Below are 23,439 nucleotides of genomic sequence, written 5' to 3' on the forward strand. Positions count from 1 at the left end.
TAAAAAAGCGCCAGTCTGCAATAACTGGCGCTTTTAAATGTCTGATAATTTCAATTTTAACTAATAGTATCCTTTATGAGCCTGCTGATCTTTATAGATTTGCTGGTTCTCTTTAATGGTGTTGTACACTGTTCCCTCATAAGGATCCTGCTTTGGTGGTTCCCGCATTTGTCCACCTGAACTTGAGCACCCAGCAACCAGCAGTAGCAACGAAGCTGTCATTAATCTTTTCATCCGCATCTTCCTATTGATTAAATGAATTTAATCATAACATGCAGATAATATTATTCGGTCAGCATCAATAAAAATCAAAATTCTATTTAAGTAATATTTACTCGCCACGCGTCACAAATGCGAGGGCTTGCTCAACCACAGAGAGATCTGCGCCTTGTTTATGAGCATTTTCACTTAAATGACGACGCCACTGGCGAGCCCCTGGAATACCTTGGAAAATCCCTAACATATGGCGAGTCATGTGCCCTAAATAAGCGCCTTTAGAGAGCTCATTTTCGATATACGGATACATACTGCGCACCGCCGCAACACTATCAACAATAGGCATATTTTCATCAAACAATTGATTATCTACTGCGGTTAAAATAGACGGATTTTGATACGCTTCGCGCCCAACCATTACACCATCCAAATATTTTAAATGCTCTTTAGCTTCTTCAAGGGTCTTAATTCCGCCATTTATCGCCATCGTTAAATGAGGAAAATCACGCTTTAATTGATATACCCGCGGGTAATCTAATGGTGGAATTTCACGGTTTTCTTTCGGGCTTAAACCTGATAACCACGCTTTACGTGCATGGATAATAAACATCTCACAGTCACCTTTTGTAGAGACTGTATCGATAAATTCACATAAGAATTCGTAACTATCTTGCTCATCAATCCCAATACGCGTTTTCACCGTAACAGGGATAGAAACCACATCACGCATCGCTTTTACACAGTCTGCCACCAGCTGAGCATCCGCCATCAAGCACGCGCCAAAACGACCATTCTGTACGCGATCTGATGGGCAACCGACGTTTAGGTTAATTTCATCGTAACCGCGTTCTTCGGCAAGTTTGGCACATTGAGCGAGTGCGACGGGGTCACTGCCCCCTAATTGTAAAGAGACAGGATGCTCTTCTTCACTGTAAGCTAGGTAATCACCTTTGCCATAAATAATCGCACCTGTTGTCACCATTTCCGTATACAACAACGTATTTTTCGTTAATAAGCGATGGAAGTAACGGCAATGACGGTCGGTCCAATCCAGCATTGGCGCAACCGAAAAGCGGTTAAGGTTTTTGTAACCACCAATTGTTGATGGTGTATTTTGTTCTATCGTTTGATTTTGTTGCATGTTGGTCTTTTGGCGTTGATATCGAATTTAAGGCTTATGCTGTTGTGAAATAGCAAAAGAAAGCCGCATTTTAACAGCTGGCTTTCTTTTGTCATAATAAACTGTACGGATCATTTTCGAGGAATTAAGCAACTTTCTGGGATTTTTGTTTTAATAATGATCTATCGATATTCAACTCATTAAAAAGCAAGAAGAAGTTGGCTGGATTTCAACCTCATGGGCTCATGGTAAATACTTTATAAAATGCAATGCCTGTGCCAACAATAATTCCAATAAACCATTTTAAATTAGCGGATTGCATATCCTTAATCTGGTTAAGAACTGATTGTTCTGATCTCAAAATAGACTGAACTAATATATTATATTTATCATCTATCTTTTCTTGCAAAGCATCGCATCGAATATCCATTCTTGCTTGCAAAGCACTACACCGTTCATCCATTTTTTCTTGCAAAGCACTACATCTCTCATCCATCCTTGTTTGCAAAGCATCACATCGTTCATCCATTTTTGTTTGTAAGGCATTACACCGTTCATCCATCTTCTCTTGCAAAGTGTTGCATCGCTCATCCATTTTTATTTGTAAAGCATCTATTTTTTCTTGCAACACACCACACCTATCATCCATTCTTGCCAAAGCAGAATCATGCTTATCATCCAGTTTTTCCTTCAGAATTTCATGATTGCTATCTACTTTATTCGTGATATTCGTTATGTGATTTTCTAGTGTGACTTTGAGGGTATTGTAAGCCCCCATCCCTTGGATAACCCATTGCAGTTGTGCGCTCTCAGGTAATGCCTTTTCCGGTTGTTGACCTTCTTACATGTAAGGTTCCTTATGCGTTTCATGAAAAAATAGAAAATATGTACGTTCCAATACTTTCTTATTTTCTGAATATAACGCATATAGAAAAACACTTTTTCTGAATAAAAATTAGCAAGCTAATCATTTAGCCAACAAGAATAAACAGACTGGAACCTGACGCCCTTTTTATCAACAATAAAAAAGGCGCTTCTGGTTTATATTTTTTGGAGGGAAACTTGACCGAAAGTCATAAAAATCAGTGTGCTGCCTGCAACGCCGCGATAAACACCTTGCTGCTCATTCAACTCACATGCCAGTGCCGCCAACTGCCATGCATCATACTCTTCGATATCGCTCACACGGGAAGTCAGCAAGCTATTATCTTGCCGTTCACCGTAAGCTTTAACCACAATTGCATCTCGCATTAATGACTCTTCAATGGAGCTATTAGCCCAGCCCCACATCCAGCTACCCACATGTTGGTCATATGTCCCAATAATTTGCACTGGTGCAGTGGCCATCACATTATCTGGCGCATGAAAAATAATGGTGCCTTCATCTTGATCCACCGACCAACTGGCTTCGTCCAGTTTCCAATTATCACAATGGAACTGGTTTTTCAGTTGCAGGGAATTCATGCTGCGTTCGATTAATGACTCGTAAGGCATCTGTTCTAATTCACTATTCATGTTAAATACAATCCCATTAACCAATATTTTTCAGTGCGTCGATGACCATTTGCCAAAACTTGTCGCGGTCTAATTTTACCGCTACCTGCGTGTGGCAATCCGCTGGGGCTGGATGGCGAAAATCTGCCACAGTCATTCCAAGCGTGAGTGTTCCCGTCAATTCAATATCCACAGGGACTTTCTGCGTGGTCATGACGGAAGGGTCAATAACATAGGCAACCGCGCAAGGATCATGCACTGGCGGCGCATCAAAACCTTGTGCCTGTTTGTACATTTTCCCAAAGAAATCCAATAATTCGACAACAAACTGCGAACATTGCGTATCAATTTGAGCGATTTTTGCGACCACATCTTCAGTTGCCAATGCTTGATGAGTTAAATCTAATCCAACCATCGTCAGAGGCCATTTCTCATTGAAAACAATGTGTGCAGCCTCAGGGTCAATCTTGATATTGAACTCAGCTACTGGGCTCCAGTTTCCTACATGGTAACCGCCCCCCATCAGCACGACCTCTTTCACTCGTTCAACTATCCGTGGCTCCAATCTTGCTGCTAAAGCGATATTGGTTAACGCACCGGTGGGAACCAGCGTAATGGTTTTTGGCGGGTGGGACATAATGGTATCAATGATCAGATTCACTCCGTGACGCCCATCTAATGACAGCGTTGGCGTCGGTAACTCTGGGCCATCTAATCCAGAGTCTCCGTGAATATCCGGTGCAACTTCCACTTCTCGCACTAAGGGACGTGCGGAGCCTGCCGCAAAAGGAATGCCGCGAATATTCGCCATTTCAGCGATTGCGAGTGCGTTGCGGGTGACTTTTTCAAGGGTTTGGTTGCCTGCAACCGTGGTGACGGCGAGTAAATCGATGTCTGGATTACCGTAAGCCAGTAGCATAGCGATAGCATCGTCATGCCCAGGGTCACAGTCGAGAATAATCTTTTTCGTCATAGGGTTGCCTTATCGTCAATCGGGATCCACATTTGCGGATCCCAATTTAACTATCTCATTCGGCAAAATCTATGCGTGATGTCTGAATACGAATAAATTTATTTCAAAACATGCGCATACACGCGTTTTGGTCCATCTTCATTTTTCGAGATATAGACACCTTGTAACTCTGGCGCAAAACCGGGTAACGCATTAATTCCGGTCTCTAACGCCTTAAAGTATTGCAAGACTGGACCCGCCCACACTTCCCCCGGCACAACACACAGTACTCCTGGTGGATAAGGTAATGCCCCTTCTGCGGCAATACGCCCTTCTAACTCATCCAGCGGCAATAGTTCCACATTGCCACGAATAAACTCAACATGAGCCTGTTGTGGGTTCATTTTGACTTGTGGAAAATGCGCCTTACGGAACATCTCTTTTTGTAGCTGCTTAATATTGAAATCTACGCTCAATTGATGCATTTCTTGGCATAATCGACGTAAAGTGTAACCTTGATACTGATCTTGATAACGCTGATACACTGAAGGTAAAACGTCTTCCAATAACGCATCTTCATCCAAAAGTTGTTCAAATCGTACTAGGTGGGACACCAACAACTCGAGCTTTTCACGAGATTCAGCAGGTGTTAGCAGGAATAGAATCGAGTTTAAATCACATTTTTCAGGGATCACACCATGTTCACGCAGAAAATGCGCCAAAATCGTGGCAGGCACCCCGAAAGATTCATACTCCCCACTTTCGACATCAATCCCCGGTGTCGTCAGCATCAGCTTGCAAGGATCAACGAAATATTGATCTTGCGCGTAGCCATCAAAGGCATGCCAACGCTCTTTAGGGATAAAATTAAAAAAGCGCTGCTCCGACGCAATTTGTTCGGTTGGATATTCATGCCACGGCTTGCCATCCACGAGCTCAGGCACAAACGGCCTAAAGTGACGGCAGTGTTGAATAATGGATTTGCGTACCTCAATTCCTTGCCTCACACACTCCATCCACATCATTTCTCCCGCCGCACCTTGGTGCATACGTGCGTTCACATCGAGTGAGGCAAATAGCGGATAAAACGGGCTAGTAGAGGCATGCATCATAAATGCGTTATTCAGCTTTTTATGGGAGACAAAGCGATCCTGTCCTTTGATATGATTATCTTTTTTATGGATCTGTGAAGCTTGCGAAAAACCAGCTAACTGCTTGTGAACAGATTGCGTCACCATGATGCCGGGATCATTTTCATTCAATTCCAGCAATAAAGGCGAGCATTGGCGCATCATCGGAATAAACTGTTCATAACCCACCCATGCAGAGTCAAATAGAATGTATTCGCAAAGGTGCCCAATTTTATCCACCACTTGCCTTGCGTTGTACACCGTGCCGTCATAGGTGCCAAGCTGGATCACGGCAAGGCGAAACGGTTTTTCAAGCTGCGCTTTTTCTGGCATCACGTCGTTTACCGCATTACGCAGATAGCTTTCGGTAAAACAATGAGCATCAATCCCGCCAATAAAACCAAATGGGTTACGTGCCGTTTCTAGGTAAACGGGTGTTGCCCCCGCTTGGATCAGGGCGCCATGATGGTTAGATTTATGGTTATTGCGGTCAAACAGCACTAAATCACCTGGTGTTAATAAGGCATTCAGCACCACTTTATTGGATGATGAAGTGCCATTCAGTACAAAGTACGTTTTATCCGCATTAAAGACTTTCGCGGCAAATTTCTGGGCTTCTTTTGCAGCACCTTCGTGGATCAGCAAATCCCCCATCGCCACATCGGCGTTACACAAATCAGTACGAAAGAGGTTTTCACCGTAGAATTGATAAAACTGCTCGCCAGTTGGGTGGCGACGGAAAAATTGTCCGCCTTGGTGCCCTGGGCATGCAAATGTCACATTATGACCCGCGGCGTAGTCCATCATGCGTGCAAAAAATGGCGGTAATAACTGCTCAAGATATTGGTTTGCAGCATCACGTAACTGGCGGCTATTTTCTTCACGCGCAGCAGGTGCTGGCGGTAAGAGCGCGGTTAAATAATCAGGTATTGAGGCATTGTCCGGTAGCTGTTTATCACTAATGACAAACAGCGGAATACTGAGTTTACTGTCAGCAACTCTCTTCCACAGTCCTTGGTTGGCATCTTGTTCAGAAAGCACAACCGCAGCAATATTATTTAACTGTGCATCGCGAATATCTACCCACTGGAAATGACCGGTAAAATAGATAGCGACCCCCTGGCTACATGCCACATTGATTTTCTTCATAGCAGTCTGGCTCTTGGTTAGCTGAGGTAAAGAGGGGCTCAATATACTTGATAGATACTGAGATTGAAATAGTCAGAATTAATGCAAAATTATTCAGTTTTGCCTAGGTTAAATATTTTTTATAACTCACTGGTTAATCGCATAAAAATTTAAGCGCAGACAGGCTGGCTTTTTAAGCATAAACCATAAAAAATAAATTATTTGCAGATTAACCGACCGAAACAAACACTCTCAGTAGTGAATCAGTCGGTTAACTGTCGAGGATAACGAGGTTACTTGTTTCTTTCCACATACAGCGTTTGAGATGGATACGCAAAGTCCGCATTGTGGCTTTTTACTATCTCAATAATTTTCAAGTAAACCGCTTGCTGAGCATCTAACCATTCCGCCCAAACCGTCGTTTTGGTGAAACAATACACCATAATATTCAGGGAAGAATCGGCAAACGCATCGAAATAAACCAATATTGTTTGCCCAGTATCGATGTTCTCATCTTGCTTCAGCATTGTACGGATATCGTCCACAATCGCACTGATCTTGTCGGCATCCTCATAACGTAAACCGATTTCCGTTTTTATTCGTCGATTGGTCATTCGTCCTGGGTTTTCAACACTAATAGAGGAAAACAGTGAGTTGGGAATATACAGCGGGCGATGGTCAAAAGTGACAATCTTAGTGATGCGCCAGCCAATCTCCACCACCGTACCTTCGATATTTCTATCCGGTGAACTGACCCAATCTCCTATATTGAACGGACGATCAAAGTACAGCATGATCCCAGAGAAAAAGTTACTCAGGATATCTTTACCCGCCATACCGATAGCGATACCGCCAATGCCGCCAAATGCCATTAATCCTGATAGGCTCATGCCAAAATGTTCGCCAAATAACAGTATAATAATGACAATGACGGCGGTCTTAAACACTCGAGCAATGATACGTGCGGAGGTAGGGTCACTCCCTTTTTTAATCTGTTTCTTTTCAAGGCGGTTAACCAACTGAAAGAATTTTCGCGTGATAATTAATGCAATCACCGATATGGCAATTAAGTTAATTAGTGATGTCGAGATAAAGGTTAAATCAAAATCACTGGTTGCCATATCGATAGATTGTGCTGCCACTAGCACCATTACACATAGAACCATGGTCTGAATGCCATGCACCAAAATGCTTTTTCGCTTATGTTTATGTCGCTTATGTAAAACCTCGAAAAACAAATATAAGGCTAAACAAACGGCAATGATGGTCATGCCAATGGCATATTTTTCGAGTAGTGCTTCTATCATGTCTTATTGCCCTAAACTGACATTGAAAACTAATTTGCTGTGTAAAATATAACACTCTAAATAGTGAGTGAATAACTGCTAAGATAACAATTATTCACCTAGTTATCTCAATAATTATCAATTACTTTTTAGGTAATCCAATAATGAATAGCGCCTATTTTTCGCCTAAAGAGCAAGAGATCAACAATGTTCTATTGCTCTCCCCTCATCGCCGATATCTCTATTTTGTTGGCAAAGTTGCTGATTGGGAACAGGTTTGGACATTAGCTAACCATGATGGATTAGTGACCGCGCAGAATGATGACCACCACTTATTTTTACCGCTATGGGCTGCGAAAGAGTACGTAGAACTGTGTTTGACGGATGAATGGGCAGAATGTTATCCGCTACCGATGACACTAGAACATTTGATGACAGAAATCTTACCGGATATGGCAAGTGCCAATATTCAAACGGCAATCATGATGTTACCGAATGGGAAAAGCACTCCTATATTTGATGCACAAAGCTTACTTGATGACTTACAAGAAGAGTGTCAGCAATATGAATAAAAGGCTGCTCAACGGCAGCCTTAGTAAAAAAAATTTACTGCACTACACCCGTTGTCACCGTAAATTGACGGTTTTCTCCGGCTTCTAGCCAAATCAGCGTCTGGTTATTTTTAGCGGCAATAAACCCTTCAGGGCGACACGTTGCAGGTAACACAAAGGCCCCTACTTTTTGATCACCATTATATAAAATCCAGCGTGTCGCATAATTTAGCTCATTCGATTTAAAACGAGTTACAAAGGTATTGCCTGCTGGTGACCGCATTTTAAATTCAGGACTGGCAGTGTATTGGCTCAAATTATCCATAAAGAAGACAATCTCAGGGTCACACATCTGCGGCTGATTTAATTGATTTAGCGTCACCTCTCCAGACTTGAGCGCTTGGTTAAAATCGAGCCATTTTTGAGTTGGGTGTACATGCCCCGGAATAGACTCTCGCAACTTAATTGCCTGCTCAGGAATATTTTGCGTCAAGGTGGCATCATCCACATAGGCGTAGTTCATATGGCACATATATTGAAGCGGCATTGGTACAGACGCTAAGTTAGTCACTGACATGTGGATATCAAACAGTGCACTATCCGCATTTAATTGTACGGATGGCGCGGCACGATAATGGTGACCAAAGCCCATCACATACTCATATTCACCGCACACTTTAAGGCTGGTTTCAGTCAATTCAAGCCATGCGCTATCCATTGGTGCACAGGGCATTTCCCCGTGTAATGGGTGATTATCTTCTGGCGATGGGCAACCATTACTGATTAATCCAGAATGGAAAGCGAAGCAGCCATAGGTTTCAATTACGGTTGGAACAGGCTTGGGTTCTGAAAACATATTTTCCATTTTCAGATTTTGCCCGCAAAATTCAGCATCCCAAATCATCTGCCCTAAAAATGGCAAAATGGTTAAGTGCCCCTGCGAGTTTTCAACCCGCAGCCCTTGCACGCCAGATTGGTAAACAAAGGCGGAAACGGAAAACTGGCTATTTTTCAAAACTAAGGTCGGTTTTTCCGTAAATAAGCGTTTATGTAACGGGATAATTGTGTTCATTGTCATACTCACGGTTTGAAGTAAAGATGGGTAGGCACAGCGCCTACCCTGAGCAATAGCGAATTATTTGGCTTGTTGTTTCGCTTTAAAGCGACGTTCGCCGACGAAATAGATGCCCACGTAGACGAAGCACAGCATTGAGACTAAGAAAGAGAGTTGCAGAGAGTGAGTGATATCCGCGACATAGCCTTGGATTGCAGGTACAACTGCCGCGCCGACAATCGCCATCACAATCACTGCACCCGCCATTTCGGTATGTTCATTATCGACCGTTTCCAGCGTACCAGCATAGATAGTTGCCCAGCATGGTCCAAACAGAATGCTCACTAATACCGCCGCATACACTGCAGTGAAGCTCGGCATAAAGGCCACATACACCAGGAACAGCACACCAATAATCGAATAAATAATCAGTACTTTATCAGCGTTAAAGCGAGTCATTAAGATGTTGGCAATAAATTTACCAATAAAGAAACAGGCGAAGCTGTACACCATAAAGTTAGAGGCATCACGCTCGTTGATATCCCCCATTTCCAGCGCTAAACGGATGGTGAACGACCAAACAGCAACTTGCATTCCCACATATAGGAACTGGGCGATGATCCCTTTTCTAAAGCGACTGTTTTTAGCTAAATATTTTAAGGTATCCAGTGCAGAAGGACGTTTATGTTCCGCAGTTTCTGCCACTTTACATTTCGGGAATTTCGTCAGTAAAAACAGGATCATCACCACAACCAATACCATGATCATATAACGGTATGGTTCAAGGGTGTTTTCCAGCATGGCTAAACGGAATTCATGGATTTGAGTCGCATCCATTCCTGCCATTTGGCTTTGTAGGCTTTCCCCTTCTGAGAAAACTAAATATTTGCCCAGTAAAATCCCACCTGCGGCACCAATTGGGTAGAAGGTTTGGCTGATATTCAGACGCAGTGTCGCGTACTGTTTTGGACCGATCATGGAACTGTAAGTATTGGCTGCGGTTTCAAGGAAGCTTAAACCAATCGCGATAGCAAAAATCGCCGCTAAGAACATAGTGTAAGTTGCCATGTGTGATGCTGGGAAAAACATGGAACAACCCGCAATATACAAGATCAATCCGATCATAATCGCGTATTTATAACTGGTTTTTTTGATCACTAATGACGCAGGGATCGCAATCAAAAAGTAACCACCATAGAACGCGCTTTGCACTAATGCAGAAGCAAAGTTACTGAGTTCAAAGACGCTTTTAAACTGTGTGATTAAAATATCGTTCAATGCTGCTGCGCATCCCCAAAGCGGAAATAAGCAGGAAAGCAGGATAAATTGGAATATAGGTGTCTTATTCAGGTACCCATCAGGTAACTGAGTGATGTTCTTGATGTTCATAGTAACCCTTAATCGTTTTTATAATATTTTTAACCGGTTAAACGGGCTTTTTGCTCTAATGGCAACCTTCATTTCAACCGGTCATGCTCAACATCATTCAAATTCAGAGCAAATATTGTGGGTACAGGTAATGCTTCTGGCGCTTGAAAGATGGTTAGAACTAATTATTCAACTGCACAAACTCACTGAACTGCTCGATACTTGGATAAGAAGATTGCGTGCCTTTTCCTGTTACGCTGAAGGCTGAAAATAGAACCGCTTTTTTCATCGCTTCTTCGATGTTTCCGGTGTGAACATAGTAATGAGAGAAACAACCGATAAACGCATCGCCAGCACCACTAGTGTCAATTGCATTGACTTTGATAGCCGGAATAAATAACTCACTGTCGCGAGTCATCCATAGCGCACCTTTGTCGCCTAAAGTGACAATCAGGTTTTTCAGACCTTTGTCTAACAGGGATTGTGCGGCACGACGCACGTTATCCATGGTATCCACAGGCATGTTGGTCAGAATTTCTAACTCGGTTTCATTCGGTACAAAGAAATCACAACGACATGCGTAATCTAAATCCAGTGCGCGTTGTGCTGGTGCTGGGTTAAGTAACACAGGAATGTTGTGCTTATTACCGAAGGCAATCGCGTGGTAAACCGTTTCCAGCTGCACTTCCAGCTGCAATACGATCAGTTTGCACTTTTTCAGATCTTCCACAGCGCGGTCGATATCTTCTGGGGATAAAAACTTATTCGCCCCTTTAACAATCAAAATACTGTTAGACGAATTTTGGTTAACAAAAATCGGTGCCACACCGCTTGAGGTGCATGGTACTTTTTCTACATAGCGAGTATTGATGCCATAAGACTCAAGATTACGGATGGTGTTATCCGCAAAAATATCGTCTCCGACTTTGGTTAGCATAATCACTTTAGAGTTTAACTTTGCTGCGGCAACAGCTTGGTTTGCCCCTTTACCGCCACAACCGATTTTGAAGGCTGGGGCTTCGAGGGTTTCCCCTTCTTTTGGCATTTGATCAATGTAGGTGATCAAATCGACCATGTTTGAACCGATAACTGCTATATCCATGATGTCCCTCGTGTTAAATAAATCACATAATGATATAATCCTAACATTATCATGTTGCAAAAATATCATTTGTGATTAGGATCTCGAATAACGAATGATCAAGTGTTATATCTGCCACATTTCCTCATTCTTTGTTACCTATTCCACATCTATTCTGAAAACGTCATATAGGAAGGTTTAAAATGCAAGATTTAGCGAAATATATCGATCATACTTTATTGGCTGCTAACGCAACGGTTAATGATATCAAAACGTTATGTGCAGAAGCCGCACAATATCATTTTGCCTCTGTGTGTGTTAACACCGGCTATGTACCTTTAGCAAGTGAATGTTTAAAAGATAGCGATGTGATGGTGTGCTGTGTCGTAGGCTTCCCATTAGGTGCATGTTTAACAGAAGCTAAAGCATTTGAAGCCGCTGAAGCTGTTCGCCGTGGTGCCGATGAAGTGGATATGGTCATCAACGTTGGTATGCTAAAAAGTGGTGATTTAGACTTTGTTCGTCAAGATATTGAAGCCGTTTTTGCGGCTTGTGGTAAGGCAACACTGAAAGTGATCCTCGAAACTTGCCTGTTAACTGATGAAGAAATCACACAGGTTTGTGAAATTTGCCGCACAATTAACGTTGGATTTGTGAAAACTTCAACAGGATTCAGTACAATGGGTGCCACTGAGCATCACGTCGCTTTAATGCGTAAAGTGGTTGGCAATGAAATTGGCGTCAAAGCATCCGGTGGTGTACGTACGCGTGAAACCGCAATTAAGATGATTGAAGCTGGTGCTAACCGCGTTGGTGCAAGCGCGAGTGTCGCTATTGTGACTGGAGAAAATACCACTCCAAGTGACTACTAAACAACGGGGCGCGGTTCGTCCGCGCCATCATAAAAAGGATTGCAGGGTGATAGAAACTAAACAAAAAGAACGCCTTCGCCGATTAAGTGAATGTATTAAACGTTCAGGACGCATTCACCTTAAAGAGGCAGCGAGAATACTCGAAGTTTCTGAAATGACTATTCGTCGAGATCTCAATGCCGATACTGAAGGTCCCATTCCAATGTCACTGCTTGGTGGCTATATTGTTTCTGTCACTCAACCTGCCGCTTTAACTCCTCATGAGCCTCATGCCGATATTTTCACACCAGACCAAACTGAAGATCTGTATATTCCAAATCTAGCCGCCAGTATGGTCAGCGAAGACGATGTGATCTTTTTCGATAATGGCATTGAAATGGCCACCTTGATCGCCTTGATCCCTGAAGAGATAAGCTTTACTGGAATTTGTTACTCCCATAGCGTTTTCCTTGCTTTAAGCCAGAAAAAGAATGCTACCGCTCTGCTCTGTGGTGGGGAATATCGCCCCAAAAGTGACTCTTTTTACAGCCCAACATTGCCTTCTTTATTGGATTCCATCAACCCCAAAAAAGCGTTTATGTCCGCAACTGGCGTTCACAGTGCCTATGGGGTGACTTGCTATAATCTCGATGATTTACCGATGAAAAAGAAAGGCATGGAAAAATCGATTCGTAAGATTTTATTAGCGCCTTACAATCTGTTTGATGAAGTGGCGACGGCGAATATGGGAGAGTTATCTCAATTTGATGTGATTGTCACGAACCGGCAACTCAGTGATGAATACGAAACATACTGCCGTAATGGGTTTGTTAAAGTTATTTATTAGGCTGAGGTATTTCATCAAAACAAAATCGACACGTTTGAACCCGTGTCGATTTGTTTTCTCACTCAATTTTCACCGTCAAGTAATCTTCAGCTATCTGAGTTTCTGGAAATTCTGCTTGGCATTCCGCCAGTAAGCGAGGAAGATCAGCGGGTCCATAACGTCCGCTTAAGTGTGTGGCGATAAACCGTTTCACATTTGCTTGCTTAGCCAATTGCGCGGCTTGGCGAGTTGAAGAGTGCCCATGCTCATTGGCTTTCACCTCCAGCGCCACTTCTAGCGTGGTTTCATGCACCATCACATTAGCATTTTTAGCCAATAGCAACGCTTCTGGTGTTGGGGTGGTATCCCCAAAAATCGCGACCACCTTCCCTGCAACCGGCTCACCAAGGTAGTCAGCCCCATTCACGCTGCGGCCATCTTCTAGCTCAATAACTTCGCCCTTCTTCAGCGCCTGCATCCAAGGTCCGCGAGGGATCCCATCTTGCTCCAGTTTTTGCACATTTAGCGCCCCCGGTTTTGGATGTTCTTCAATACGATAGCCATAACATTCTACGCGGTGATCCAACCGATACGCTGTGACAACTAGCGCCCCATCATCAAATAACTCACCTGCTTCAATTTCTACAATTTCAAGAGGATAAGTCATGAAAGAGTCGCTCACTGATAAAACGATTTCCACATACTGCTTCAGGCCTTTTGGTCCATATAGCGTTAATGGGTCTGTGGCTCCTCCCATCGACCGGCTACAGAGTAATCCAGGTAAGCCAAAAATATGATCGCCGTGTAAATGTGTAATAAAAATCTTCTCGATTTTTGGGGTTTTAAAGGGGCTATTTAAGATTCGATGTTGTGTTCCTTCGCCACAGTCAAACAGCCAGTAACCTTTACGAATACCGACTAAATTTAATATTATGCTGGTGACATTGCGCTCTTTTGTTGGCACACCTGCGCTAGTACCCAAGAAAGTCAGTTCCATCGTTCCTCTATCTATCTCTTTGTTTTTGTTTTATTAAAATACAATTCCAAACTTTTCCAAAGTGGCTAGAGCTGTCTTTCTCAGCATCTTTTTACTGTTATCATTTTCGTCGTGACCACGTTTAGAAAATTTATAGAATTCATTGTTTTTCCAACGCACAAATTCAATTTCTTTTTAAGTCAAATCAATTCACAAGCCTATATCGAATACCCACCTCAGAATAGCCGCGTAAATTTTCGCCACTAGGAATAAATTGAATGAGCTCCTCTGTTTCGGCCGTTAAGCAAAAATTGGCTAACGGTTTTGTTATATTTACGGCTATTTGGTCATCTGCCATTATGCCTGTTATCCCAGCTTATGCAAAAATGTTGGATAACAAAGAGTTACCATCATTAGGTAGCGACCAAATCATCGATGAAAATAATACCGAACACTTAGCCGCTGAATACACTAAAACAGTTGGAACCTTCCTTTCACAAAAGAAAACGATGAAGGATCTGTCTCAGATAGCACAAGACTACGCACGAAATAAAGTTTCCAGTGAAGCGACAAAAGAGATTGAACATTGGTTATCCAAAGCAGGCAATGTCAAACTCAATATCGATTTTGATAAAAAATTCTCCATCAAAAATTCACAGTTTGACTGGTTGATCCCTTGGTATGACCAAGAAGATATCCTGCTATTCACCCAGCACACTCTTCATCGCTATGATGAGCGTTTTCATACCAATAATGGAATTGGCTTACGTTATTTTCATGAAAAAAGCACTATCGGTATGAACGCGTTTATCGATCACGATTTGTCTCACGCCCATACTCGCGTAGGATTAGGAGTGGAATACTGGCAAGACTATTTAAAATTAAATGCCAATAGTTATTTCGGTTTAACATCATGGAAAAGTGCCTCAGAATTAAATCACGATTTTAATGCTAAACCCGCTCATGGCTGGGATATACAAGTAGAAGGTTGGCTGCCAAATTACCCACACCTAGGTGGAAACCTAAGATATGAGCAATATTATGGCGATAGCGTTGCATTATTTGGAAAAACAAAACGTCAAAAAAACCCAAATGCCGCAACCATCGGTGCTAACTGGACGCCATTCCCATTATTCACATTAAATGCCAGTCATAAGCTTGGTAGTGAAAAACAAGTAGAGACCCAAGCCAAACTTCAATTTACGTGGACCTTTGGTAAAAACTTAGCTCACCATTTAGATCCAACCAAAGTTGCCGAGACCCGTCGTCTTTCCGGCAATCGTTATGATTTTGTAGAGCGCAATAATAATATTATTCTCAACTACCAAAAGAAAACCGTACTACACCTGTCATTACCGAGTAAAATTCAAGGGATAACAGGGCAGTCCGTGCCGCTAGTCAAATCTTTCACAAGTAAATACCCCCTCAAACATATTGAGTGGCAAGCACCTGAATTTTTGGCTGTAGGCGGTTCTATTAGTTCGGATGATCAAACGGCAACCTTAACTTTGCCATCTTATCAAACATCCAATGCAGCAAAAGATGTACAAAGGATAAATCGCTACCGTTTACGTGCAATTGCCTATGATATTAAAGGTAATGCCTCGCCTGTCGCTGAAACATTAATTGAAATTACCCACTCTGGCTCAATCAGTATCAGTCCTCGTGATATGAAATTTCATGGGAAAGGCTTAGCGAATGGAAATGATATTAATGGTCTTACTGCTATTGCCAGAGACTCTCTTGGTCATGCAATCCCTAACACAAAAGTGGTCTTTGTTTTACCAAATGCGCTCACACTCGCCTCCCAGAAAACAAAAACGACCACTAGCTCCAGCGTTCAAAATAGCCTACGTAAAAAAATGCAAACAATGAAAGTCGCTAAACCCTGGGAGTACATAACAACAACCAATGATAAAGGCGAAGCACTGGTACAATTTACCTCAGAAATTGCAGGGTCATACGAAATTAGCGCTTACACAGGTCATCATCAACCGGCGAAAGCCCAAGTCGTTTTCAAGCCAGACTCGGCTCAAGCCAGTATCCACAGCTTTACAATCACCCGATCCGGTGTTCTTGCCGATGGTATTTCAACAAATTCAGTAAAAGCTCACATTACTGATAAAAATAAAAATCCGCTCGCCAATCAGGAAGTCACTTTTTCGGCAACGCATGCAAAGATCGTCGATAAAGCAACAACCAATGAAAATGGCATTGTTGAAGTTACACTCACTAGTTTAAAAGCGGGTTCAAGCGAAGTGACCATCTCCATCAATGGCCAGAGTGAAACCAAATCTGTTCAATTCCTTAGCGGTAAATTACATCAAGTGACTATCCTAGATGTCCCTGAAGTGTATGCAGGCAGAGAAAGCCAAGTATCATTTCAATTACTGGATAGTCACGGCAACCCAATTATTGATGCCCAAAATGACATTACGACCATCATTGATAAGAAAACGGAGTCAACAGCAATTTGGGATACTGATATCGACAAAGGCATCTACGCCGCTAAAATTTCCGGGCAACAACCTGGTACGCATACCATCCAAGTTGTTATGGGCAAAACAGTTTCACAAGAACAAAAGTTTAATACGCGTGGAACAAATGCCGTCGCATCTGTCGCCGCTGACGGCAGCGGTCCACTAGGAACATTAGGCGTCATCGCTGATATTGAAATCGATATCAATCCTAACCGTACAGATTTTAAATCTGGTGACAATCCACTTGTGATGGTCACGCTAAAAGATAGTTTTGGTAATGAGATTGAAAATATCGACCCTAGCAATATTCATCTTGGTGATTTTAAAGGAAACGATATTGCTTGGCGCCAAGATGGAAAATATGACTATATTGTCAATTTACCATTAACCAAAACCGGGGATATTGATATCACAGCCCATGTGAATGGTATATTCAGCCCCAAAACTGTTTTGACGGTCAGCCATAATGTTGATATTTCAAAAATTCAAGATGTGGTGCTCCCCCCGATCAACAACACCCCGCAAGCCGGTGAGACACCGTCGATCAGCGTGGTATTAACTGATAGCCACGGCAACCCAGTCAACGACGTGAAGCAACTTGAAGTGATCATTGCAGGAACACCGCATACGCTTCCAGCAACTCAGAATCCGGATGGCAGCTACACAATCACCCTGCCGGCGCAGCACAGCGGTAAACAAGACATTCAGGTGACCGTCAACGGTAAGGATTCCAACAAAGCGACTTTAACTGTACAAGCCCCAACACCAATCCCCTCCAAGGTACAGGGGAACAGGGGTGAGCAAGGTGTCCTAGAGACCGTTACCTTAAGCAGTGCCGCCCTCACGGGACTACAATCCGGTGATGCCCTTGATTTAACCGTGACGGCGAAAGATGCTTTTAAAAATCCGTTAACGGGTCTCGCTTCGGCAATCGCGTTAACCCATGGTCAAACTGGCTCCGTCACTTGGACAGATAACCAAGATGGTACCTATACGGCTTCACTGACCTTAAGCAAGCTGGGCAAAGATAGCCTGACGGCGACCACCCATAAGGTGGACAGCAATACCCTCAAGGTCAACGTCACTAACCGCACCGGTCACACCGGTGTGCAAAATGTGGTGATCACCCCGACCAATAAAGCCCCACAAGCTGGTGAGACACCAACGCTGACCGTGACCTTAACCGATAGTAACGGCAACCCGGTCAACGACATTCAGCAACTAGAGGTGACCATTGCTGGCACCACCCACACGCTCTCAGCGACGCAAAATCCAGATGGTAGCTACACCGTGCCCCTGCCAGCGCAGCACAGTGGCAAACAAGACATTCAGGTGATCATCAACGGTAAGGATTCCAACAAAGAGACTTTAACTGTACAAGCTCCAACACCAATCCCCTCCAAGGTACAGGGGAACATGGGTGAGCAAGGTGTCCTAGAGACTGTAGCTTTAAGCAGTGCTGCCCTCACGGGATTACAATCCGGTGATACCCTTGATTTAACCGTGACGGCGAAAGATGCCTTTAAAAATCCGTTAACGGGTCTCGCTTCGGCAATCGCGTTAACCCATGGTCAAACTGGCTCCTTCGTCTGGAAAGATCATCACGATGGTACTTATACAACTTCACTCCCCTTGACTAAGCTGGGCAGTGATAGCTTGACTGCGACCATAAACACTATCGCTAGCCAACCTATTTCGATTACGGTTGAAACTCAACAAACTAAAACATCAGTGAACGCCGTTGAGTTACACGCCCAGCACCTACAGATTTCTGCGGGGCAGAGCACAACACTCACTCTCACTTTGCGTGATAAATACAATAATAATGTTGAGAAAATTCCTTCTAGTGACATCAAATTAGAAGATAACAAACTGACGCTATCCAATATTCAATGGAAAGAGCAAGGTAATGGCGTATACACCACCGAAATCTCATTCAAACAATTAGGAAATCATAAGCTTGTTAGTACAGTCGGTTTCACCAATAGCCCCTCTATTGATATCGATGTTATCGCGTTAAAAGGAGCTATTCACGTTCATCACGTTAACCTTGATGCTACACCGAAACAATTTGTCGTTGGTGAAAAAATTCAACTCAAACTCACGCTGCTTGATCAGTTTAATAATGGCGTAACCGATGTACTGGATAATAGTATAAATATCAATGATGATAATACGCGCAGTGCGCTAAAAGGGTTGCAATGGCACCATCAGCAAAAAGGTGTCTATACAGCGGAAACAACTGTGACTAAAGGTGGCATTCATTCATTGAAAGCCACTGTTAATAGCAAGCAAGATAATGTGCTAATTCATGCCATTTCTTCCGTTGGTCAGAAGCAAGTCAGTGATGTTCAGCTATCAACTAGCACCGCAAATATCATTGCAGGTACTCCCGCTACGCTGATATTGAAACTCAACGACCAACACAGCAATCCAGTTTCTCAAGTCAACAGTGCTGATATTTCCTTAGAAAATAGCGCTGGCACACCCCTTCCAACGACTTGGCTTGAGATGAACAACTTAGGAATTTATACCGCACAGATCTCATTAAATAGCGTTGGAAAGCAAACTGTCACAGTGAAAGTCAATAATATCTCACACAATGCCACTCTTCAGGTCACACCTCCTCAAGGTGCATCTTCAGTTGCGACATTGGAGATATCCCCAATAACCACCGTTGATGCCGGTCATACCTCCTCCATTACCTTGATAATGAAAGATAAATATGGAAACCCTGTTAACAACGTTCTCAACCGTGATATGACCCTTGAAATTGATGGCGTTATTCAGTCGATTCAACTGACTGAATTAGGCGATACAGGTCAATACTCTGGAGAACTTCCTGCACAGCAAAAAGGTCAACATGCCGTTAAAGTGACCGTTAATGGTCAGCTAGCAAGCGTAAATTGGACTATCAATAACCCAATGCCAATCCCATTAAGCACCGTTGATAGGACGGGGCAACGTGGTGCACTTGATACAGTAATGCTTAGCAGCAGTAAAAAAACGGTTGGTTCTGGCGATAAAATCACCGTTACACTTAATTTAATGGATAAATTTAATAATCCTTTAACCGGAGCGAATTCTCATTTAAAGCTATTAACAAATTTAAGTGAGATATCTCAATGGCAGGATCACAGCGATGGCAGCTATTCGATTGACTTACTGATGAATAGATTAGGCTCGCAAGATGTGCAGGCGATCGTCAAAAATATTCTCAGTAATAAAGTAACGCTTGAAATTAAGGCTCTAAGTGGTGCTAGCAATGTCAATACAACGGCGCTGACGATTAAAGATGCGGCAATAGAAGCCGGAGATACCACTGAATTAACCTTACGACTTAAAGATTCGGTAGACAATGGTGTCACCAATATTCAAAACCGAGATATTCACCTTACACAGAACAACGCCAAAATTGATAAGAAATGGTTATCTGCCATGGATGGTATTTACACTACCCAAGTACAAATCAAGCAGGTCGGTGTTTACCCACTTCGAGCAACGGTTAATCAGCAAAATAGCCGAATTGAAACTATTGAAGTCACTGCACCTGTTGGAAGTACTAAAGTGGCAAAAGCCAAGTTAGCCTCCAGTATTGTAAATTTGGATGCAGGTAACAATGTGGAGTTAACGCTAGAGCTGAAAGACCAATACGATAATCTCATTATTGGTGTCAATGGTTCGGATATTATGCTGGAAAATAGCTATACAGCTGAAACTATCGATAACAGTCGATTAGCTTGGCGTATGGATTCCGCAGGTATTTATAAAGCATCACTTCCGTTAACGCTCGTTGGAAAACATAAGTTAAGCGCAGTGATTAATAAACAACGCACTTCAACCGCAGATATTACTGTCAATGCACTCAAAGGCGCGACCAATGTCAGCCAAGTTATAATAACAACTGGAAAAAATACAATTTCCGTTGGCGAGAAAACAGAGCTTACATTAAAAGTTCAGGATCGCTTTGGTAACGAAGTCAATGATGTTTTAGCTTCAGATATTGACTTAACCAATACCGACTCACAAATCAAAACCTCAGTAAAATGGGTAAAATCACCTTTAACATTAGGCACGTACATCACAGATGTGCAGTTTGATAAAGTGAAGTCACACACTTTGATTGCCAGCGTCAATGGGCAAACAAAAATGCTTCAAATCCATGTACAACCACTGAAAGGGTATAGCAATGTTGCAGCCATTGCCCTACAAGCCCCAGCAAAAATTGAGGTAGCAGAAAAAACCAAACTCACACTAACCTTAATGGATAAGTTCAATAATGGTGTGGTTGGCGTTGAAGCTCAGCATATTGAACTCCTTATTGGGTCAACCCTTCAGACCACAAACTGGGTAGACAACCAAGATGGGTCTTATCATACAGAGTTTGCTTTAAACCAAGCCGGTGATACCCCACTGATGGTAACAGTGAATAAATTCACGGAGACGAACTCTATTCACGTTAATTCACCAAGTGGTAAAGATAAAGTAGCTTCAATACAACTTGCCGCAACCGTTACTCAGGTCTTACCAAATACATCAACGGTGCTCACTTTAACGTTGAAAGATCAATATGGAAACGGAGTGAATAACGTACGGAGTAAAGATATTTTATTATCGAATAGCTATACACCTGAAAACGTAACATCACCGAATTGGGCTGAAGATGGCAAGCAATCGGGTATATATACGGCTTCTGTAAACTTGCAGAAAGTCGCAGAGCACACGTTAACGGCTAAGGTGAATAATCTCGATAACATCCTAAAAATTACCGTTCAACCCTTTACGGAAATACAACATGTCAATAGCCTTGAGTTAGCCATAGATAACAACAACATTACGCTTGGTGAAAATGTCATGTTCACATTAAGCACGAAAGATATCTATGGAAACAACGTCATGATAAAACCGGCTGATATCCATTTAAACAATGCAAATGGAACCGTAAACCAGCCAACATGGAAAGAGCAACATGGTGAATATAAAGGAGAAATGATCCTCTCTATTAGTGGAAATTATGTCATTACTGCAAATGTGGGTACCCAAATCAGTGCCCCAATTAACCTAACAGTACAAGCGGGCACACCTGTATTTGCCACTGGTAAGAGTCAATTATCTGTAAATAGAGATGACCTTGATGAAAACAGTAGTACCAATGCCATCGTGACATTAGAGTTAAAAGATGCAAATGGCGTTGCAATTAAAGGGAAAAAACCCCATATACAAGCTACTGCTGGAAAGATTGACCGTATCATGATTGAAACCACTGATGGCGTATATACCGCTAACTTTAATAATCCTGTGGTGGGTGAATCGACAATTTATCTTGATAACGCTTCCATTGATTACTCAGGGTCAACACCGGAGATCATCGTGGTGACCTACGGTAAATTAAAAATTAAAGCGCTTGGAAGGGAACATATCTTCTCTGAGAATGATGAATTCCCTCACACGGGATTTGCTGGGGCTCAATTTCAAATTATTGCTCCGATTGGTAAACAAACTGATTATGACTGGAGTGTTGACATTAATTGGTTATCTATTGATAAAGAAGGGATTGTCACCCTATTACGCAAACCAACGCCTATAAAGGGTATAAATGCAATGATCCCTATCTTTACAGGGAAGCCTAAAGCACACACCAATTATACACGCCCTGTAGCGTATCGTTTTACGTTGAAAAAATGGTATGAGTATAAGGGGGACTTTTCGGTGCAAAAAGCAATAAATGTTTGCCAAGCTCCTAGCCGTGTAATTCTGCGCGATGATCTTGTAACAAGCGGAGCAACATGGGTAATGCAACGTAAAGCTGGGGAACGAGTTTTCCATGAATGGGACAACCAGCATTTTCTAAAGCAACTTGTCCCTAACACACAACCGATTCTCTTGCTTGCTGATATGCAAACCTCAACAAAGCTAACTCATGCATTGAATCCATATAACTATGAGCTTATGAAAGCAAATGATGAAAGAGGAGTCATTTGTGTTGACGACCTTCAACCTTAAATAAATCTTAGAGCCCCTTATGGAGACTAGATTTTAGTTAATTAAAAACAAAAGGGCATCGAATATCGATGCCCTTTTCACTATTCCACACTATTTATCGCCAATTTTCGCTCTTCACCACGGAATACTTCCCGGCACCCAACAAAGCAATCGCCAGCGCACTCACAAAGAAATAAACGATACTCTCAATCGCCCATGCCCCTGTTTTATCCAATAAAAAGATTTTGTCTAGCCCTACCATTAACCACGCGACAACCATGGTAAAAGCAACTAAAAGCGCTGAAGGGCGAGTCAAAATACCCAACACAATGAAGATAGGAGCAACCACTTCTCCTAAAATCGTGCCATAGGCAATGAATTCAGGTAAGCCATAAGACGCCAGCAATCCTTTGATGCCACTCGCACCTGTTAGCAACTTGCTCATTCCATGAAATAGCATTAATCCACCCACCGCTAAGCGCAACAGCAATTTTCCTGCGTCTTCATGTGACAAACAACGATTGAAAAGTCCGACCATTTTGCACCCCATCTCTCTACGTTATGTTACTTATCATTATGGTTCAAAAATCAGAAATGAGAATTGTTTTAATTTTCATTTTATTCATCTATATCAAGGTAATTCTAGTTATTTTTAATCCACTATTTCTTATTCAAAAATAGCGTTTATGCTCTCTTTTTTTGAACTAATTTTTTGAACCCAACGATTCAATGTGCAGTTCAATTGAAAAATATCCCATCAACAAATTAACCACATAAATAGCAAGATTAATCACTCAATAAATTTTTAATTAATTAAACAAAAATATTAAAAAAGCATAATACTCTTTTTACTTGTTTGAATATTAAAGGGGGCTGTCCTAGATAAGGTTTAAATTTTACCTTTAACTATCTGTTTTAAAATAGTTAATTGTTGTTTTGCACTA

General features: G+C 42.3%; 16 protein-coding genes. 4 read left to right on the forward strand and 12 right to left on the reverse strand.

Annotated elements, in window-relative coordinates; translation table 11 throughout:
* Positions 1-60: 60 nt before the first annotated feature.
* The 7 genes from PSF16_RS11595 to PSF16_RS11625 form a co-directional block, all read right to left on the reverse strand.
* Positions 61-222, reverse strand: a complete 162-nt coding sequence (locus PSF16_RS11595; protein WP_272689279.1) for a hypothetical protein — start codon at positions 220-222, stop codon at positions 61-63.
* Between the two features lie 109 nt (positions 223-331).
* On the reverse strand, positions 332-1,357 hold the full coding sequence (gene dusA, locus PSF16_RS11600) for a tRNA dihydrouridine(20/20a) synthase DusA (RefSeq protein WP_006658304.1): 1,026 nt from the start codon (positions 1,355-1,357) through the stop codon (positions 332-334).
* A 214-nt stretch (positions 1,358-1,571) separates the two neighbouring features.
* The gene (locus tag PSF16_RS11605) at positions 1,572-2,114 is read right to left on the reverse strand and encodes a hypothetical protein (RefSeq protein WP_272689280.1); all 543 of its coding nucleotides are present in this window, start codon (positions 2,112-2,114) and stop codon (positions 1,572-1,574) included.
* A gap of 263 nt (positions 2,115-2,377) precedes the next feature.
* Positions 2,378-2,851, reverse strand: a complete 474-nt coding sequence (locus tag PSF16_RS11610) for a DUF6882 domain-containing protein (protein WP_224120505.1) — start codon at positions 2,849-2,851, stop codon at positions 2,378-2,380.
* Between the two features lie 16 nt (positions 2,852-2,867).
* Complete coding sequence (gene uriH / locus PSF16_RS11615; RefSeq protein WP_006663302.1) at positions 2,868-3,803, reverse strand: uridine-preferring nucleoside hydrolase UriH; 936 nt, start codon at positions 3,801-3,803, stop codon at positions 2,868-2,870.
* Positions 3,804-3,901: 98 nt separating this feature from the next.
* Complete coding sequence (locus PSF16_RS11620; RefSeq protein ID WP_179897603.1) at positions 3,902-6,061, reverse strand: ornithine decarboxylase; 2,160 nt, start codon at positions 6,059-6,061, stop codon at positions 3,902-3,904.
* A gap of 272 nt (positions 6,062-6,333) precedes the next feature.
* Positions 6,334-7,347: a mechanosensitive ion channel family protein gene (locus tag PSF16_RS11625; protein WP_006658299.1), complete on the reverse strand. Its 1,014-nt coding sequence runs from the start codon at positions 7,345-7,347 to the stop codon at positions 6,334-6,336.
* A gap of 143 nt (positions 7,348-7,490) precedes the next feature.
* Between PSF16_RS11625 and PSF16_RS11630 the strand changes: the two genes are divergently transcribed.
* A complete protein-coding gene (locus PSF16_RS11630; RefSeq protein WP_272689281.1) occupies positions 7,491-7,898 on the forward strand; it encodes a DUF2750 domain-containing protein in 408 nt (135 codons plus the stop codon).
* A gap of 34 nt (positions 7,899-7,932) precedes the next feature.
* On the opposite strand, the gene PSF16_RS11635 is transcribed toward PSF16_RS11630, so the two are convergent.
* The 3 genes from PSF16_RS11635 to rbsK form a co-directional block, all read right to left on the reverse strand.
* The gene (locus tag PSF16_RS11635; protein ID WP_224050772.1) at positions 7,933-8,949 is read right to left on the reverse strand and encodes an aldose 1-epimerase family protein; all 1,017 of its coding nucleotides are present in this window, start codon (positions 8,947-8,949) and stop codon (positions 7,933-7,935) included.
* 63 nt (positions 8,950-9,012) lie between these two features.
* Complete coding sequence (fucP, locus tag PSF16_RS11640; protein WP_006658295.1) at positions 9,013-10,320, reverse strand: L-fucose:H+ symporter permease; 1,308 nt, start codon at positions 10,318-10,320, stop codon at positions 9,013-9,015.
* A 160-nt stretch (positions 10,321-10,480) separates the two neighbouring features.
* Positions 10,481-11,401 (reverse strand): ribokinase, encoded by a 921-nt coding sequence (gene rbsK, locus PSF16_RS11645; protein WP_272689282.1) that lies wholly within the window; start codon positions 11,399-11,401, stop codon positions 10,481-10,483.
* A gap of 182 nt (positions 11,402-11,583) precedes the next feature.
* Between rbsK and deoC the strand changes: the two genes are divergently transcribed.
* Together deoC and PSF16_RS11655 are read left to right on the forward strand one after the other, a co-directional pair.
* Positions 11,584-12,252: a deoxyribose-phosphate aldolase gene (deoC, locus tag PSF16_RS11650; RefSeq protein ID WP_006658293.1), complete on the forward strand. Its 669-nt coding sequence runs from the start codon at positions 11,584-11,586 to the stop codon at positions 12,250-12,252.
* 46 nt (positions 12,253-12,298) lie between these two features.
* The gene (locus tag PSF16_RS11655) at positions 12,299-13,078 is read left to right on the forward strand and encodes a DeoR family transcriptional regulator (RefSeq protein ID WP_272689283.1); all 780 of its coding nucleotides are present in this window, start codon (positions 12,299-12,301) and stop codon (positions 13,076-13,078) included.
* 58 nt (positions 13,079-13,136) lie between these two features.
* Here the strand turns inward: PSF16_RS11655 and rnz are convergent, their stop codons facing one another.
* Complete coding sequence (rnz, locus tag PSF16_RS11660) at positions 13,137-14,054, reverse strand: ribonuclease Z (protein ID WP_272689284.1); 918 nt, start codon at positions 14,052-14,054, stop codon at positions 13,137-13,139.
* Positions 14,055-14,311: 257 nt separating this feature from the next.
* Between rnz and PSF16_RS11665 the strand changes: the two genes are divergently transcribed.
* Complete coding sequence (locus tag PSF16_RS11665) at positions 14,312-22,516, forward strand: invasin domain 3-containing protein (protein WP_272689285.1); 8,205 nt, start codon at positions 14,312-14,314, stop codon at positions 22,514-22,516.
* 94 nt (positions 22,517-22,610) lie between these two features.
* Here the strand turns inward: PSF16_RS11665 and PSF16_RS11670 are convergent, their stop codons facing one another.
* Positions 22,611-23,033, reverse strand: a complete 423-nt coding sequence (locus tag PSF16_RS11670; protein ID WP_272689286.1) for a DoxX family protein — start codon at positions 23,031-23,033, stop codon at positions 22,611-22,613.
* Positions 23,034-23,439: the final 406 nt, after the last annotated feature.

Source organism: Providencia sp. PROV033 (assembly GCF_028484855.1).
Taxonomy (GTDB): Bacteria; Pseudomonadota; Gammaproteobacteria; order Enterobacterales; family Enterobacteriaceae; genus Providencia; species Providencia alcalifaciens.